This window comes from Streptomyces sp. NPDC048257, assembly GCF_043201855.1.
Taxonomy (GTDB): Bacteria; Actinomycetota; Actinomycetes; order Streptomycetales; family Streptomycetaceae; genus Streptomyces.
Genome location: NZ_JBICZI010000005.1, coordinates 1 through 14272, shown reverse-complemented (window position 1 = coordinate 14272; position 14272 = coordinate 1). Strand labels below are relative to the sequence as shown.

Below are 14272 nucleotides of genomic sequence, written 5' to 3'. Positions count from 1 at the left end.
CAGCCGAATCCAGCCATGCGGAATAGAGAAATCAAGTCAACGCAGTGGGGCGTCAGGACGCCGTCCGTCGCCGAGTGCGGTGAGCAACTGGTGCTCGCGGGCGGTGCTCAGGCCGGCCCGGCGGGGTCGCTCCAGTCCCTCGGCACGCTCCCACCGCAGGAGGTCCTCCAGCATCTCCACCCGCGGGCGGTGGCGCAGCCCGGCCGCGCGCGCCGCGGCTCCGCTGCGGGAGGAGAAGCCCGCCCACGTCGGATCCGGCATCCACATGGCCATCGACTCGGGGCCCATGAACGGCCCCACCCCCTGGTCGAGGAGCCACTGCGGGTCCGCCACCGCCACCGGCCCGGTGTGCCCGGCCACCCGCCGCGACAGGCCGACCCAGTCGTCGAAGGGGACGACGGGCCCGACGGCGTCGAAGGTCCCGGTGGCGCCCTCCTGCGCGAGGCCGAGCAGCCAGAGCGCCAGGTCGCGCACGTCGACCGCCTGGGTCGGCAGGCCGGGGGAGCGCGGGACGAGCAGGGGCTGGCCCCCCTCGCGGGCGGCGCGTGCCACCCAGTACCCGGTCCGTCCGCTTCCGTCGCCGGGGCCGCCGATCAGACCCGCCCGGGCGATGACGAGCCGGTCTGCCACCGCGGCGCGCGAAGCCTCCTCGCAGGCGACCTTGGCCTCTCCGTACTCCTCCCGCCCCACGAGCCGCCCGGCCGCCGGCGCGAGCAGTGCGGCCGACTCGTCGGCGCCGACCGTGCCGTGGTCGGCGTAGGCGCTGACGGACGAGACGTACGTCCAGTGCCGGGCCCGCCCCGCCAGGGCCGCGAGCGCGCCGCGGACGAAGGCCGGCTGCCAGGACACCTCCAGCACCGCGTCCCAGTCGCGGCCGAGGAGCTCCGCGTAGGCGGACTCCTCGTTCCGGTCCGCCGCCACCAGCCGCGCACCGGGCGCGACGCCACCGCTCTCGCCGCGCGCCAGGCAGGTCACCGCGTCCCCGCGCTCCAGCGCCTGCCGCGTGATCTCACGCCCCAACCATGCGGTCCCGCCCAGTACAAGAAGATCCATCCGGCCACCTCAGCACATCGCGGTCGCACCCGCGATGCCGGTTCGCGCTCGGCGAAGAACGGGCCCGCGGATACGCACGCGCACCGGTCCGGCCGTCACAGGTCCCGCCGCATGCACGCGCGCGGCCGGCGGTCCAGGCCGTACGCCGCCTCGCGGTCGCGGATCTCCTGCAGCCCGGGAGTGAGCCCGGAGTCGTCCAGGAGCCGGAAGCCGCAGCGCGCGTAGTACGGGGCGTTCCACGGAACCTCGGTGAAGGTGGTCAGGGTCAGCGCGGGCGCGCCCTCGCGCCGGGCGAACTCCGCCAGGTGCTCGAGCAGGTCCCGGCCCAGCCCGCGGCGCGCACGGTCCGGATGGACGGACACCTGCTCGACGTGCAGATTGCCCTCGACGTGCTCGGCGATCAGGTAGGCGCCGGGGGTGTCGGTCCCGTCGACCGAGACCCAGGCCAGCCCGGCCCGTTGGTAGGGGGCGAGTTCGTCGAGCGTCAGCGGTTCGTCGTCGGCGATCTCCGGCATGCCGATGTCCCGGAAGCAGCGCCCGGCGGCCCTCTCGATGTCCTGGAGGAGGGGCAGTTCGTCCAGCCGTGCTGTGCGGATAGCCATGGGCGCATTGTCGCGGGCGGGCCCCCCGAGGGGCACCCGAGTATCGGGCACATCTCCCCTCCCCGCCCGCCCGGGGCGGCTTCTGTGCTCCGTCCGAGTTCTCTTGGGTGCCCGTTCGGCCGCAGCACCGGGGTAATGATCATCATTTCGGCGCCGCATCGCTTTGATACGGCTATGCCACGAATGCGACGGAGAAGACCGACCAAGGCGTGGGGCGCCGTGGCTGCGGTGACGGGGGCCATGCTGGTCGTCGCCGCAGCGCCGGGACGGGCCCCCGATGCGGACACCGCGGACGGGGTTCCCGCGGGTCCGCCGCGGGAGGCCGCGGTCACCCTGCTGGTCGGGAGGGTGCTGGACGAGGGCCGCGAGTCCGGCGACGGACCCTGTGCGGTGCGCATGTTCCGGCCCGGACTGTGCAGCGGCTGGCAGGAGCAACGGGTACGGGCCACCGCGCGCGGGATGGGGTCCGTACTGAAGGAGCCGGCCCTCGGCGGTACGGCGCGGCGGGCCGCGCGGGTGGAGGTGCTCCCGACGGACTCCGGCGGGCCGCTCCAGATCGCCCTCGCGGAACCGGGCCGCCTCACGGACGTGACCGTACGCGACGGGCACGGCCGCCACTTGGCCGGAGCACTCGCCCCGCACAGCGAGCGGTGGCTGAACAGCGAGCCGCTGCGGGCGGGGGAGAGCTACACCGTGCAGGTCGGGGCCCAGGACGCGGCCGGGACCCCGGTCGGCGTGACGATGGCGTTCCGCACCGCGCCGCCCGCGGAAGGCGGCCGGCTGACGGTCGAGTTCGGGCCGCGCCCCGGCACCTACGGCGCGGGCCGGATCGTGACGGCAAGCCTCAGCCACCCGGTGCCGGCCGACGACCTCCCGGCCCGCGCCCGGCTGGAGCGGTCACTGCAGGTGACCTCGGAGCCCCAGGTCGAGGGCGCCTGGCACTGGGTCGACGAACAGACCCTGCACTTCCGGCCGCGTACGTACTGGCCCGCCCACACCGTCGTCCGCGTCCGCAGCGGTCTCGACGGCGTCGAGGTCGGCGACCACGACTACGGCGGCCCCTCCGACGAGGTGCAGTTCACCATCGCCGACCGGATCGAGGCCGTCACCGACTCCGCCACCCACCGGATGACCGTACGCCGCAACGGACGGGTCATCAGGACGATCCCGGTCACCACCGGCAAGGCGGGCTTCAGGACGCGCAGCGGCATCAAGGTCGTCCTCGGCAAGGAACCCAAGGTGCGGATGCGCGGCGACACCGTCGGCATCAAGCGCGGCACCAGCGAGTTCTACGACCTGCCCGTCTCCTACGCGACCCGGGTGACCTGGAGCGGCGAGTACATCCACGCCGCGCCCTGGTCGGTCGAGGCGCAGGGCGAGGAGAACGTCAGCCACGGCTGCACCGGCATGAGCACCGAGCACGCCGCCTGGTTCTTCGACACGGTCCGCGAAGGCGACATCGTGGAGGTGGTCAACAGCGGCGGAGAGAAGATGGCCCCCTTCGACAACGGCTTCGGCGACTGGAACGTCGACTGGCGGACCTGGCTGTCCGGCAGCGCCCTGGCCAACATCGACGGCGGCCCGGAGAGTTCGCCGAGCACCCCGTCCAGGCTGCACCCCACGACCTGACCCCTGCGCGCACCCACACGGGCGGCCGCCCGCCCCGGCCGCCCGCCCCTGCCCTGCCCTACGATCACCACATGATCCAAGGAGTGATGTTCGACTTCTCCGGCACACTGCTGCGCGTCGAGTCGACCGAGGAGTGGCTCCGCGCCGCCCTGGCCGAGACCGGCACCGCGCTGTCCGAGGAGGAGTTCGCCGAGACGGTGCGGCGGCTGACCGAGTACGGCGCACTGCCCGGCGGGCCGTCGCCACGGCACCTGCCCGCGCACCTCGAGACCCTGTGGGCCCGGCGGGACATCAGCGCCGGGCAACACCGGGCCGCCTACGGCGGATTGACCCATGCGGCCGGTGTCACGGATCCGCGGCTGGCGCAGGTGCTCTACGAGCGCCACATGAGCCCGGCTGCCTGGCGCCCCTACCCGGACACCGCCCCGACCCTGCGCGAACTGCGCAGGCGGGGGCTCCCGGTGGCCGTGGTCAGCAACATCGGATGGGACCTGCGGCCCGTCTTCCGCACGCACGGGCTCGACGAACTGGTCGACGCCTACGTGCTCTCCTTCGAGCTGGGCACCCAGAAACCCGATCCGGAGATCTTCCGCGCCGCCTGCGAGCAGCTCGGCCTGGCCCCCGCCGACGTGCTGATGGTCGGCGACGACCGCCGCGCGGACGGCGGCGCGCGGGCGCTCGGCTGCCCGGTGCACTTCGTCGACCACCTCCCGGTCGATCGGCGCCCCGGCGGCCTGACCCCGCTCCTGGACCTGCTCGGACGCGAACGACACCGGCCCCGGCAAGATCCGGAAGAGACGCCCTAGGGCCGGGGCGCCCTGGTGGTGTCCGACACCTCACCGGGCGCGACTGTGGCGGCCGCGCACATGGGAGCGGCCCACGGGTGTCCCGGATGATTCCGGGCATGACAAGCGGATTCCCTCCCGTGCCCCACGGGACAGCAGCCGCCGGCACCGACCTCACGGGCCGCACCGCCCTGGTGACCGGCGCCGGCAGCGGCATCGGGCGGGCCTGCGCCTCGGCGCTCGCCGCGGCCGGGGCCCAGGTACACGTGGTGGACATCGACGCCGCCGCGGCCCGGTCCGTCGCCGAGACGATCGGCGGGCGGGCGCACGTGGTGGACCTGGCCCGGGCCGAGGCCGTCGCGGAGCTGCCGACCGACCTCGACATCCTGGTCAACAACGCCGGGCTCCAGCACGTCGCCCCGCTGACCGAGTTCCCGCCGGACCGATTCGAACTCATGCAGCGCGTGATGGTGCACGCGCCGTTCCTCCTGATCCGCCGGACCATGCCGTACATGTGCGCGCGGGGCTGGGGCCGCATCGTCAACATCTCCAGCGTGCACGGACTGCGGGCCAGCGCGTTCAAGGGCGGATACGTGACCGCGAAGCACGCCCTCGAAGGACTGAGCAAGGTCGCGGCCGTCGAAGGCGCCCCGCACGGCGTCACCAGCAACTGCGTCAACCCCGGCTACGTCCGCACCCCACTGGTGGAGCGGCAGATCGAGGCCCAGGCCGCCGCCCACGGCATCGCAGCCGGCCAGGTGGTGTCCGACGTACTGCTGAGCCGCTCCGCGGTGAAGCGGCTGATCGAACCGGAGGAGGTCGCCGCCACCGTCCTGTGGCTCTGCGGCCCGCACACCGGCTACGTCACGGGTGCCTCGATCCCCCTGGACGGCGGCTGGACCGCCGCCTGACCCCGACCGGGCGGCCCGGTCCGAAGCGGGTCAGAAGCCGGGCAGGGCGCCCGTGATGCGGTCCCACAGGGAGCGGGTGGCTCCGAAGCCACTCTCGTGAACCCAGACGTGGGTGCACCCGGGGCACTGGAGGTGGAGCAGGCTGCCCGTGTTCGTGAGCAGGTAGCGCCAGTGGACGGAGCAGGTGCGCCGCTGCTCGCAGGGGTCGCAGCCGCGCGCGTCCTCGCACCTCGGGCAGGCCACCCAGGCGCGGCGCCCGGGGTCGGCCTGCGGGTCAAGCGGCAGCACGGCCGTCTCCGCGCGCCGGCAGCACACCGGCCGCGACCAGGTCGTCGTAGACGCGCTGCTGCTCGGCGTCGAGCCCGGAGTACAGCAGGTCGTACGCGGCCTCCTCGCCGAGCAGCACCTCCAGCGGATCCCAGTCCGGGCCGAGGGCAGCCATCACCTGCGCGCGCCGGAGCACCTCCTGCGAGGTGAGGTCGACGGAGAAATCGACCGGCTCGGACGCGTCGGGGGCACCGGAGGCGTCGGAGGGAGGGGTGGAGTCGTGAGGGGCCATGACATCGAAGTTAGGTAAACCTTCCTTCTCCGGTCAAGGGAGGGTGGCCGGAGTCACAGACCGCAGGTCAGGGGCGTGCGGGTCCCGGCGCGGGCGGGGACGCCGCGGACACCGGCCCGGCCGTGCGCGGTCCGCGGACGGAACCGGGCGGACCCGACGGCGGTACGGCCCGCGGCCGCCGGGGCGTGACAAATGTAATGGCCTGTCAAGGTGCTCCTCCGCCTGGAGGTTGACCCCCGGTTCGTCCTGGCGGACGAGGTCGCGCCGCGGGCCGGGGCGAAGAATTGAAGGGACCAAGATCACCGGGCCCCACCGGGCCGCCGCCGAGGAGCCGCCGTGCCCCACACCCGTCCTGCCGACCGACCCATACCGCGGCTGCGCCGCGCCGCCTCCGTCACCGCCGTCGCCATGGCCCTGCTGGCGGGTCTCGCCCCGGCCGCGAGCGCCGCCGGCCAGGAGGCGCCGAGCGCCTACGGCCCGGCCGCCGGCCGGCACCCCGACCGGACCCGGCTGCAGGCCGGGCTGAACGCGATCCACGAGGCGGGGGTGTACGGCGTCTACTCCGCGGTCCGCGACGGCCGCGAGCGCTTCGACGGCGCCGCCGGCCTCGCCGACGTCTCCACCGGCCGCAAGGCCCGCCCCGACCTGCGGCACCGCGTCGGCAGCGTCACCAAGACGTTCACCGCCGTCGCCGTCCTCCAGCAGTCCGCGAAGGGCCGGGTGGACCTGGACCGGCCGGTCGGCGACTACGTGCCCGAGCTCCTGCCCGGCGAGCGGGGCCGCAAGGTCACCGTACGCATGCTCCTCAACCACACCAGCGGCATCCACGACTACATCGGCGACGCCTTCCCCTCCCTCCTGAAGGGGACCACGGAGAGCCTGGACGACCACCGGTACCGCACGATCAAGCCCGCCGAGCTGATCGGCTACGGGGTTGACCGGCCCCAGCTGTTCGAACCCGGCACCGACTGGTCCTACTCCAACACGAACTACGTGCTGCTGGGCGAGGTGCTCCGCAAGGTCACCGGCCAGGACCCGGAGCGGCTGATCACCCAGGACGTGATCCGCCGGGCGGGCCTGCGCGACACCTACTTCCCCGGCACCGACCCGTACATCCGCGGCGCTCACGCCCGCATGTACGAGAACTTCTACGGGCTCATCGACCCGCCGCGCGACTACAGCGTCTACAACATGACCTGGGGCGGCACGGCCGGGGCCCTCGTCTCCACCCCGCAGGACCTGAACACCTTCTACCGCGCCCTGCTCGGCGGCGACATCCTGCCGCGACGCCAGCTGGACCAGATGCGCACCACGGTCGACGTGAAGGACGAGACCGGAGCGGTGGTCATGCGCTACGGCCTCGGCCTCTACTCCATCGACACGCCGTGCGGTCCGGCCTGGGGGCACGACGGAGGAGTCTTCGGCGCCGGCACCTGGGCCCTGTCCAGCGCGGACGGCAGCAGGCAGTTCGCCGTCGGGTACAACCTGATGAAGTACCAGCGCCTCAACGAGAGCGGCACCGCCTTCGTCCCGCACCCGGCCGACGCCGCGCTGCGCGACTACCGCGACCGGTCCCTCTGCGGCACCACCGCGCCCCGCACACCGGACCCCGCCGGCAAGAACGCCGCCGAGAAGAAGGGCGCCGCCCAGGCCCCGTCGGCCGAGTCCCCGACCCCGCTCCGGGTACTGCCCCCGAGCCTCCCGGCCCTCCCCGGCCCGCTGTCGGGCCCCCTGCGCTGAGCAGGAGCAGAAACCGTCCGGTCGTCCACCCCGCGACGGACCTGTCGGCGCCGTCGGTCATCCGGATGCGACGGCGCTGTTCTTACGGATCCGTGACGTGCGGTCCGGCGAGCGCGTAGCCGGGGCGTGAGCGGCATAGCGTCGGGGCATGCGTGTACTTGTGACTGGAGGCGCGGGCTTCATCGGCTCGCACATCGTCGCCGAGCTGATCGGCCGCGGGCACGAGCCGGTGGTCTTCGATCTACTGGAGGACGGGCGGGACGTACGGGATCCGGAGGCCGTGGCGGAGGCGTTGAAGGGCGTGGACGCGGTCTGTCATCAGGCGGCCAAGGTGGGGCTGGGGAAGGACTTCGGGGACGCCCCCGGCTATGTGTCGGCCAACGACCTGGGCACGGCGGTGCTGCTCGCCGAGATGGCGCGGGCGAGGGTGCCGAAGCTGCTGCTCGCCGGTTCGATGGTGGTCTACGGCGAGGGACGCTACGAGTGTCCCGCCCACGGCACCGTACGGCCCGGCCCGCGCGACGAGAGCGACCTGAGGGCAGGGCGGTTCGAACCGTGCTGCCCGGCCTGCGGAGCCGAGTTGGCACCGGGGCTGGTCGCGGAGGACGCCCCGGCGGACCCGCGGAACGTCTACGCCACGACCAAGCTCGCCCAGGAACACCTTGCTTCCTCCTGGGCCCGGGTGACCGGCGGGCTCGCCGTCTCGCTGCGCTACCACAACGTGTACGGGCCGGGGATGCCCCGGGACACCCCGTACGCGGGGGTGGCCGCGCTGTTCCGGTCCTCGCTCGCACGGGGCGAGGCGCCGCGCGTCTTCGAGGACGGCGGACAGCGCCGGGACTTCGTCCACGTACGGGACGTGGCCGGAGCCAACGCGGTGGCGCTGGAGGCGCTGGCAGCGGCGTACGCGGCCGACGGCCCCGCGGGCTTCACCGCGTACAACGTCGGCAGCGGCGACCCGAGGACCGTCGGCGACATGGCCGGGGCGCTGGCCGCCGCGTGCGGTGGCCCGGCCCCGGTCGTCACCGGCGAGTACCGCCTCGGGGACGTTCGCCACATCACCGCCGACTCCGCACGCCTGCGCCGCGAGCTGGGCTGGCGCCCGACCGTCCCCTTCGCCACGGGCATGGCCGAACTTGCCACGGGCCGGTCCGATTCCCTGGCGACGGGACCGTGACGCGCACGGAGCAGACCTTGATCGTCCGGTGAGGCGGAGGCGCCGCGCCTCGCCTCGCCTCAGGACCCGGGGAAGTGGACGTCGTATCGGTCCTGGTGGGGGAGCAGTTCCTCGAACGCCGCGAGCCCGTGCTGGATGCGCCCCAGCGTCCGGAAGTAGCCGAAGCGCTCCACCCCGGGGGTCAGTACGACGAGGAGGTCGGCGCCCCCGCCCGGCGCCGGGCCGAACGCGTGCGTCAGCCCCGGCGGTACGAGGACCAGCCCGCCTTCCGCCACCCGCACGGGCTCGGCGCCGAGCAGGAAGTCGGCGGCGCCGCCGAGTACGTAGAAGAGTTCGGTGGAGCGGGTGTGGAAGTGCTGCGGCGCCCCGGCCGCACCGGCGCCCAGGCTGAGCCGGTTCACCCCGGCCGCGCCACCGTCCGCCAGCAGCCGGAAGGCCCCCGAGCGGGGCAGCGGCACCTCCTCTGCGTCCGGCGCCCGCACCACCAGCGCGGCCGCGCCCCGGCCTCCGCCCGCACCCCGGTCTCCGCCCGCACCTCGGTCTCCGGCCGTGTCCCCGTGTCCCATCCGTGGTCCTTCCGTCGCTTGCGTCCTTCGGTCCGACCGCTCCATTCGAGCAGGGCAACAGCCTCCGAACCAGCACCGTTTCGCGCGTACAGTCATCTCCGATCGTGATGGGTCGAAGGGGAAGGGCCGCGGATGGAACTGCGTCAGCTGCGGTACTTCGTGACGGTCACCGAGGAGGGCGGCTTCGGCCGGGCCGCCGAGCGACTCCACACCGTCCAGTCGGCGGTGAGCCGCCAGATCGGCCTGCTGGAGCGGGAACTGGGCCTGGTCCTCTTCACCCGCACCACCCGCCGGGTGGGCCTCACCGGCGCCGGGGAGCGGCTGCTCCCGGAGGCGCGGGCGGTGCTCGCCGCAGCCGCCCGCACCCGGGAGGTGGCCGCCGAGGTCGCGGCGGGCGCCACCGGTGTGCTCAGGCTGGGCGCGGTGCACGGGCCGGGGGACCGGGTCTACCGGCTCCTGGAGGAGCTCGCGGTCCGCGCGCCCGGGCTCCAGGTGCGGCCGGTGCGGCTGCCGGTGACCGAGCGGCTCGCGGCGGTGCGCGCCGGGGAGCTGGATGCGGCGCTGGTCCGGGCCCGGCCCGACGCACCCGGTCTGGAGCTGCTGCCGCTGTGGCGTGACAGGCTGTACGCGGCGCTGCCCGGAGGGCATCCGCTGGCCCGGGCCGCGGAGCTGGACCCGGAGCAGCTGGCGCACCTGCCGCTGCGGCTGGCAGCGCGGGAGGCCAACCCGCCCTTCCACGACCTGGTCGCCCCGCTGGCCGGAGCCCCGGCAGGGCCGCCCTTCACCGACCTGCTCGCCACGCTGACGTCGATCGGCGAGAGCCCCCTGGCCCCGTCCTGGACGGTGTTCTACGAGGTGGGGCCGCTGCCCAGGCTCCCGCGCACCGCGATCCGGCCGCTGACCCGGCCGGCCCTGACCACGTACCTGGCGGTACTGCCGGGGCCGCCCGCACCGCCACTGCGCCAGTTGCTGGCGGCGGTGGCCGCCTGCACGCCGGAGCCCGCAGGCCCGCACGGCCGAGGCCCGCACGGTTGAGGCCACGCACGGTTGAGGACCCTGGCCGCTCCTTCCGGATCAGGCCCGGACCGCGGCCGCCGGCAGCGTCAGTTCGAAGCGGCAGCCGCCGGAGACGTTGCGGACGTCCGCGTGGCCCGCGTGGGCCTCGACGATGCCCCGGACGATCGCCAGCCCCAGGCCCGCGCCCGAGGGAGGGGTACGGGCCGGGGTGCCGCGCCAGCCGGTGTCGAAGACGCGCGGGAGGTCCTCCTCGGGGATGCCTCCGCAGGCGTCGGTGACCGAGAGCACCACGGAGTCCGCGCGGCGTTCGGCGGCGATCGCGACCGTCCCGTCGGCCGGGGTGTGGCGGATGGCGTTGACCAGGAGATTGGACAGCACCCGGGTCATCTCCTTGCCGTCCACCTCCACCGGCAGCGAGGCGACCCCCTCGCCGACCAGCCGTACGCCGTGCTCGCGCGCGAGCGCGTCCGTCCCGGCGAGGGCGTCGCCCACCAGGTCGTGGAGGGACATCCGGGTGAGGGTGAGGGAGAGCGCGCCCGCGTGGATCCGCGAGAGTTCGAAGAGGTCGCCGACCATGGAGTTGAGACGGTCGACCTCGGTGCGCATCTGCCGGTGGTAGCGGGCGGGATCGGCGGCCATGCCGTCCTCCAGCGCCTCCGACATGGCGCGCAGCCCGGCCAGTGGGGTCCGCAGATCGTGCGAGATCCAGGCCACCAGCTCGCGCCGGGACGCCTCCAGCGCCCGCTCGCGTTCGCGGGAGGCGGCCAGCCGCTCGCTGGTGCGGGCCAACTCACGGCTCAGCGCGGTGAATTCGGCCGGGGCGGGCTCCACCGGCGCCGCGAACGTACCCTCTTCCCCGAAGACCCGGGCCGCGCCGACGAGTTCCCGGCAGCGCCGTACGACCTGGCGGCCCAGCAGCAGCGCGGTGGCCATCGAGACGGCCGCGGCCATCGCGACGACCATCGTCACGACGGCCAGGTCGTGCGAGGACAGGAACATGGCCCAGGCCACGGTCAGGGTCCCCGCGAGCATCGCGGACACCGCGACCGCGGCGACGATCGCGAGCGATACGGCGACACTGCGCCGGCGCAGCATCCGCAGTGCCACGGCCCCGAGCAGTCCGGCGGCGCCCGCCCCGAGCAGGGCGTACAGGGCGATCAGCAGCAGGTCACGCACGGCCGTCCTCCGTTCGGTCCGCCTCGAACCGGTAGCCGGCGCCCCAGACGGTCCGGATCAGCCGGGGATTCGCCGGATCGTCCTCGATCTTTCCGCGGAGCCGGCGGACGTGCACGGTGACCGTCGACAGGTCGCCGAAGTCCCAGCCCCAGACCTCGCGCATCAGCCGCTCCCGGTCGCAGACCTGACCGGGGTGCCGCAGGAAGTAGGCGAGGAGATCGAACTCCCGCAGGGTGAGCGCGATTTCCCTGCCCTCCTTGTGGACCCGGTGGGCGGCCGGGTCCAGCACCAGGCCCGCCGCCGCGAGGCGCGGACCGCCCTCGGGGCTGCTGGCCGGGGCACCGGCCCGCGCCCGGCGCAGGACCGAGCGCACGCGCAGGACGAGCTCCCGCGGACTGAACGGCTTGGTCACGTAGTCGTCCGCGCCCACCTCCAGGCCCAGGATCCGGTCGTCCTCGTCGCCGCGCGCGGTGAGCATGATCACCGGGACGGGCCGGCCGGCGTCCTCCCGCGCGCGCAGCCGGCGGCAGACCTCCAGTCCGTCCATCCCGGGCAGCATCAGGTCGAGGACCATCAGGTCGGGACGGTGCTCCTCGGCGGCGCGCAGGCCGGCCGGGCCGTCCGCCGCCAAGCGCACCGCGAAACCGGCCCGCTCCAGATACCCGGCCACGACCTCCGAGACGGTCGGATCGTCGTCCACGACCAGAACGCTGCCCAGGGCGCCGCCAGCGTCCGTGCCCAGGTCGGCGCCCTCGGTGCGGGGCCCCTCGTTCACGCTCTCCACCTTGCTCACTGCCATGTCCCCAGGCTGCCATCCGCCCGGAGCCGCGTGTGGCGCAGACCCCCTCGTCCGGTACGGCGTCCGCGTTTCGTAAGGTCTGCGGGCCCCTTTTCCCCGGCTCCGCTTCCTACGGTGTGGAGAGTGACCTCATCAGCTTGTGCTCCGCCCAGCGCGGACCTCGTACTGCCGTGCCTCGACGAGGCGGAAGCGCTTCCCTGGGTGCTGGCGCGCGTGCCGGCCGGGTGGCGGGCCATCGTCGTCGACAACGGGTCGACCGACGGCTCGGCGGAGATCGCCCGGAGCCTCGGCGCGACCGTCGTGCACGAGAGCCGGCGCGGTTTCGGCGCCGCCTGCCAGGCCGGGCTGCTCGCCGCGCGCGCCGACCTCGTCTGCTTCTGCGACTGCGACGCCTCCATGGACCCCGGGCTGCTCGCCCCCATGGCCGCCCGGGTCGCCGCGGGCGAAGCCGATCTGCTCCTCGGGCGCCGCCGCCCGCAGGGGCGCGGCGCCTGGCCCCCGCACGCCCGCGCCGGGAACCTCGCGCTGGCGCGGATGCTGCGCCGCCGCACCGGACTGCGGCTGCACGACCTCGGACCGATGCGGGTCGCGCGCCGACGGGAACTGCTCGGTCTGGACCTGACCGACCGGCGCAGCGGCTACCCGCTCCAGATGGTCGTACGGGCCGCCGACGCCGGCTGGCGCGTCGCCGAGACGGACGTCCCGTACCTGCCCCGCTCCGGGAAGTCCAAGGTCACCGGCACCTGGCACGGCACTTGGCACGCCGTGCGCGACATGCGCAAGGTGCTCGACGAACCGCTGTGGGGCACTCGGTCCGCGCCCACCGAAGGGGTTTGCGGATGAGCACCCTCCTCGTCATCGCCAAGGCCCCGGTCGCAGGCCGGGTCAAGACCCGCCTCACCCCGCACTTCACCCCCGAGCAGGCCGCCGGCCTGGCCCGCGCCGCGCTCCAGGACACCCTGGCCGTCGTACTCGCCGCCCCGGCCCGGCGCCGTGTCCTGGTCCTCGACGGACAGCCCGGGCCCTGGCTGCCCCACGGCATCGAGGTCGTCCCGCAGTGCGCGGGCGGCCTCGACGCCCGGCTGGCCGCGGCCTTCGCCCACGCCGGCGGGCCGGCCCTCCTCGTCGGTATGGACACCCCGCAGGTCACCCCGGAACTCCTCGCGCGGGGCCTCGACTTCAGTGCGACGGACGCCTGGTTCGGCCCCGCCGACGACGGCGGGTTCTGGGCGCTCGGCCTGGCCGATCCCGACCCCGCCCTGCTCCTCGGCGTCGCCATGTCCCTGCCTACCACGGGCGAGGCGCAGCGCGGCCGCCTGACTGCCTCCGGGCGGGCGGTACGCGACCTGCCCGAGCTGTGCGACGTGGACACCCCGGCCGACGCGGCGCGGGTCGCCGCCGCCGCTCCCGGCACCCGCTTCGCCGCCCTGCACCGCGGCCTGCGCGCGGTGACGCGATGACCGCCCAGCTCACCGAGCCCGCCCTCGCCTGGCGGGCCGACCCGTACGCCGACGCCCTGCGCGCCGGCCAGGGCCCGCTCTACCTGCGGCGCTCGGACGGCTGGCTGCTGCCGCTGGACGTGGAGCGCTGGTGCGCCGAACCCGACGAGGCCGACGAGGGCGTCCTGGCCCGCTGCGCGGGGTCCGTCCTGGACATCGGCTGCGGCCCCGGGCGCCTGGTCGCCACCCTCGCCGCGCGCGGGCAGCGGGCGCTGGGGGTGGACGTCACCCCCGAGGCAGTGGCCCGGACGACGCGTGCCGGAGGCAGTGCCGTGTGCCGGTCCGTCTTCGATCCGCTGCCCGGTGAGGGGCGCTGGGGCACGGTCCTGCTCATCGACGGCAACATCGGCATCGGGGGAGACCCGGCGGCGCTGCTCCGGCGCGCCGCCGGGCTCGCCGCGCCGGGCGGCTCCCTGCTGGTCGAGGTGGCCGCCGCCGACGTCGACGAACGCGTCGAGGTGCACGTCGACGACGGCCGCGGCGGCCACGGGGCGCCGTTCTGGTGGGCCCGTCTCGGAGCGCGTGCCCTGCGCGGCGAAGCGGCGGACGCCGGCTGGACCGAGGCCGAGACCTGGCATGCCGCGGGCCGCAGCTTCGTGGGCCTGCGGCGCTGACCGACAGGGCGCGCGCAGTGGGGGGGGGGGGGGGGGGGGGGGGGGGGGGCCGGCGCCGCGCCCCCCCCCGGGTGTGGGGGGGGGGGGGGCGGGAGGGGGGGGGGCCCGCGCGGGGGGCGCGCGGGGGCCCCCGCCCCAGCGGCGG

Annotated in this window: 16 protein-coding genes; 9 read left to right on the top strand and 7 right to left on the bottom strand. The window is 74.9% G+C overall.

What is annotated here, in order from left to right; translation table 11 throughout:
• Positions 1 to 36: 36 nt before the first annotated feature.
• Positions 37 to 1053 carry an NAD-dependent epimerase/dehydratase family protein gene (locus ACGFZK_RS13210; RefSeq protein WP_393848964.1) on the bottom strand — a complete coding sequence of 339 codons (1017 nt, stop codon included), beginning with the start codon at positions 1051 to 1053 and terminating at the stop codon, positions 37 to 39.
• Positions 1054 to 1148: 95 nt separating this feature from the next.
• Positions 1149 to 1655, bottom strand: a complete 507-nt coding sequence (locus ACGFZK_RS13205) for a GNAT family N-acetyltransferase (RefSeq protein ID WP_393848963.1) — start codon at positions 1653 to 1655, stop codon at positions 1149 to 1151.
• A 219-nt stretch (positions 1656 to 1874) separates the two neighbouring features.
• Here ACGFZK_RS13205 and ACGFZK_RS13200 point away from each other — a divergent pair, with 219 nt between their 5' ends.
• From ACGFZK_RS13200 to ACGFZK_RS13190, 3 genes are all read left to right on the top strand, one after another.
• Positions 1875 to 3284, top strand: coding sequence for an Ig-like domain-containing protein (locus tag ACGFZK_RS13200; RefSeq protein WP_393848962.1), 1410 nt, complete (start codon positions 1875 to 1877; stop codon positions 3282 to 3284).
• Positions 3285 to 3355: 71 nt separating this feature from the next.
• Complete coding sequence (locus ACGFZK_RS13195) at positions 3356 to 4090, top strand: HAD family hydrolase (RefSeq protein ID WP_393848961.1); 735 nt, start codon at positions 3356 to 3358, stop codon at positions 4088 to 4090.
• Between the two features lie 98 nt (positions 4091 to 4188).
• On the top strand, positions 4189 to 4980 hold the full coding sequence (locus ACGFZK_RS13190; protein WP_393848960.1) for a 3-hydroxybutyrate dehydrogenase: 792 nt from the start codon (positions 4189 to 4191) through the stop codon (positions 4978 to 4980).
• A 30-nt stretch (positions 4981 to 5010) separates the two neighbouring features.
• Here ACGFZK_RS13190 and ACGFZK_RS13185 read toward each other — a convergent pair whose 3' ends face one another.
• Entirely contained in the window at positions 5011 to 5268 is a 258-nt protein-coding gene (locus ACGFZK_RS13185; protein ID WP_393848959.1) for a hypothetical protein, read from the bottom strand.
• Positions 5255 to 5539: a DUF6400 family protein gene (locus ACGFZK_RS13180; protein ID WP_393848958.1), complete on the bottom strand. Its 285-nt coding sequence runs from the start codon at positions 5537 to 5539 to the stop codon at positions 5255 to 5257. Before ACGFZK_RS13180 ends, ACGFZK_RS13185 begins: the two co-directional genes overlap by 14 nt.
• A 408-nt stretch (positions 5540 to 5947) precedes the next feature.
• On the opposite strand from ACGFZK_RS13180, the gene ACGFZK_RS13175 reads away from it, so the two are divergent.
• Positions 5948 to 7279 carry a serine hydrolase domain-containing protein gene (locus ACGFZK_RS13175; RefSeq protein ID WP_393849333.1) on the top strand — a complete coding sequence of 444 codons (1332 nt, stop codon included), beginning with the start codon at positions 5948 to 5950 and terminating at the stop codon, positions 7277 to 7279.
• Between the two features lie 148 nt (positions 7280 to 7427).
• Positions 7428 to 8456 carry an NAD-dependent epimerase/dehydratase family protein gene (locus ACGFZK_RS13170; protein WP_393848957.1) on the top strand — a complete coding sequence of 343 codons (1029 nt, stop codon included), beginning with the start codon at positions 7428 to 7430 and terminating at the stop codon, positions 8454 to 8456.
• Positions 8457 to 8515: 59 nt separating this feature from the next.
• Here the strand turns inward: ACGFZK_RS13170 and ACGFZK_RS13165 are convergent, their stop codons facing one another.
• Positions 8516 to 9022, bottom strand: a complete 507-nt coding sequence (locus tag ACGFZK_RS13165; RefSeq protein WP_393848956.1) for a cupin domain-containing protein — start codon at positions 9020 to 9022, stop codon at positions 8516 to 8518.
• A 132-nt stretch (positions 9023 to 9154) separates the two neighbouring features.
• Here ACGFZK_RS13165 and ACGFZK_RS13160 point away from each other — a divergent pair, with 132 nt between their 5' ends.
• Positions 9155 to 10057, top strand: coding sequence for a LysR family transcriptional regulator (locus ACGFZK_RS13160; protein ID WP_393848955.1), 903 nt, complete (start codon positions 9155 to 9157; stop codon positions 10055 to 10057).
• A 39-nt stretch (positions 10058 to 10096) separates the two neighbouring features.
• Here ACGFZK_RS13160 and ACGFZK_RS13155 read toward each other — a convergent pair whose 3' ends face one another.
• On the bottom strand, positions 10097 to 11215 hold the full coding sequence (locus ACGFZK_RS13155) for a sensor histidine kinase (protein ID WP_393848954.1): 1119 nt from the start codon (positions 11213 to 11215) through the stop codon (positions 10097 to 10099).
• Positions 11208 to 12014: a response regulator transcription factor gene (locus ACGFZK_RS13150; protein WP_393848953.1), complete on the bottom strand. Its 807-nt coding sequence runs from the start codon at positions 12012 to 12014 to the stop codon at positions 11208 to 11210. The genes ACGFZK_RS13155 and ACGFZK_RS13150 overlap by 8 nt, the downstream gene beginning before the upstream one ends.
• Before the next feature lie 123 nt (positions 12015 to 12137).
• Here ACGFZK_RS13150 and ACGFZK_RS13145 point away from each other — a divergent pair, with 123 nt between their 5' ends.
• Genes ACGFZK_RS13145 through ACGFZK_RS13135 form a run of 3 tightly spaced genes read left to right on the top strand, consistent with a single transcriptional unit; the run spans position 12138 to position 14127 of the window.
• A complete protein-coding gene (locus ACGFZK_RS13145; RefSeq protein ID WP_393848952.1) occupies positions 12138 to 12857 on the top strand; it encodes a glycosyltransferase family 2 protein in 720 nt (239 codons plus the stop codon).
• On the top strand, positions 12854 to 13474 hold the full coding sequence (locus ACGFZK_RS13140; protein WP_393848951.1) for a DUF2064 domain-containing protein: 621 nt from the start codon (positions 12854 to 12856) through the stop codon (positions 13472 to 13474). The genes ACGFZK_RS13145 and ACGFZK_RS13140 overlap by 4 nt, the downstream gene beginning before the upstream one ends.
• Entirely contained in the window at positions 13471 to 14127 is a 657-nt protein-coding gene (locus ACGFZK_RS13135; protein WP_393848950.1) for a class I SAM-dependent methyltransferase, read from the top strand. Before ACGFZK_RS13140 ends, ACGFZK_RS13135 begins: the two co-directional genes overlap by 4 nt.
• Positions 14128 to 14272 lie beyond the last annotated feature (145 nt).

Excerpts from the sequence above, each read along its gene's own strand:
- ACGFZK_RS13210 (WP_393848964.1), bottom strand. The coding sequence starts at position 1,053 with ATGGATCTTCTTGTACTGGGCGGGACCGCATGGTTGGGGCGTGAGATC.
- ACGFZK_RS13205 (WP_393848963.1), bottom strand. The coding sequence starts at position 1,655 with ATGGCTATCCGCACAGCACGGCTGGACGAACTGCCCCTCCTCCAGGAC.
- ACGFZK_RS13195 (WP_393848961.1), top strand. The coding sequence starts at position 3,356 with ATGATCCAAGGAGTGATGTTCGACTTCTCCGGCACACTGCTGCGCGTC.
- ACGFZK_RS13190 (WP_393848960.1), top strand. The coding sequence starts at position 4,189 with ATGACAAGCGGATTCCCTCCCGTGCCCCACGGGACAGCAGCCGCCGGC.
- ACGFZK_RS13180 (WP_393848958.1), bottom strand. The coding sequence starts at position 5,539 with ATGGCCCCTCACGACTCCACCCCTCCCTCCGACGCCTCCGGTGCCCCC.
- ACGFZK_RS13175 (WP_393849333.1), top strand. The coding sequence starts at position 5,948 with ATGGCCCTGCTGGCGGGTCTCGCCCCGGCCGCGAGCGCCGCCGGCCAG.
- ACGFZK_RS13170 (WP_393848957.1), top strand. The coding sequence starts at position 7,428 with ATGCGTGTACTTGTGACTGGAGGCGCGGGCTTCATCGGCTCGCACATC.
- ACGFZK_RS13165 (WP_393848956.1), bottom strand. The coding sequence starts at position 9,022 with ATGGGACACGGGGACACGGCCGGAGACCGAGGTGCGGGCGGAGACCGG.
- ACGFZK_RS13160 (WP_393848955.1), top strand. The coding sequence starts at position 9,155 with ATGGAACTGCGTCAGCTGCGGTACTTCGTGACGGTCACCGAGGAGGGC.
- ACGFZK_RS13150 (WP_393848953.1), bottom strand. The coding sequence starts at position 12,014 with ATGGCAGTGAGCAAGGTGGAGAGCGTGAACGAGGGGCCCCGCACCGAG.
- ACGFZK_RS13140 (WP_393848951.1), top strand. The coding sequence starts at position 12,854 with ATGAGCACCCTCCTCGTCATCGCCAAGGCCCCGGTCGCAGGCCGGGTC.
- ACGFZK_RS13135 (WP_393848950.1), top strand. The coding sequence starts at position 13,471 with ATGACCGCCCAGCTCACCGAGCCCGCCCTCGCCTGGCGGGCCGACCCG.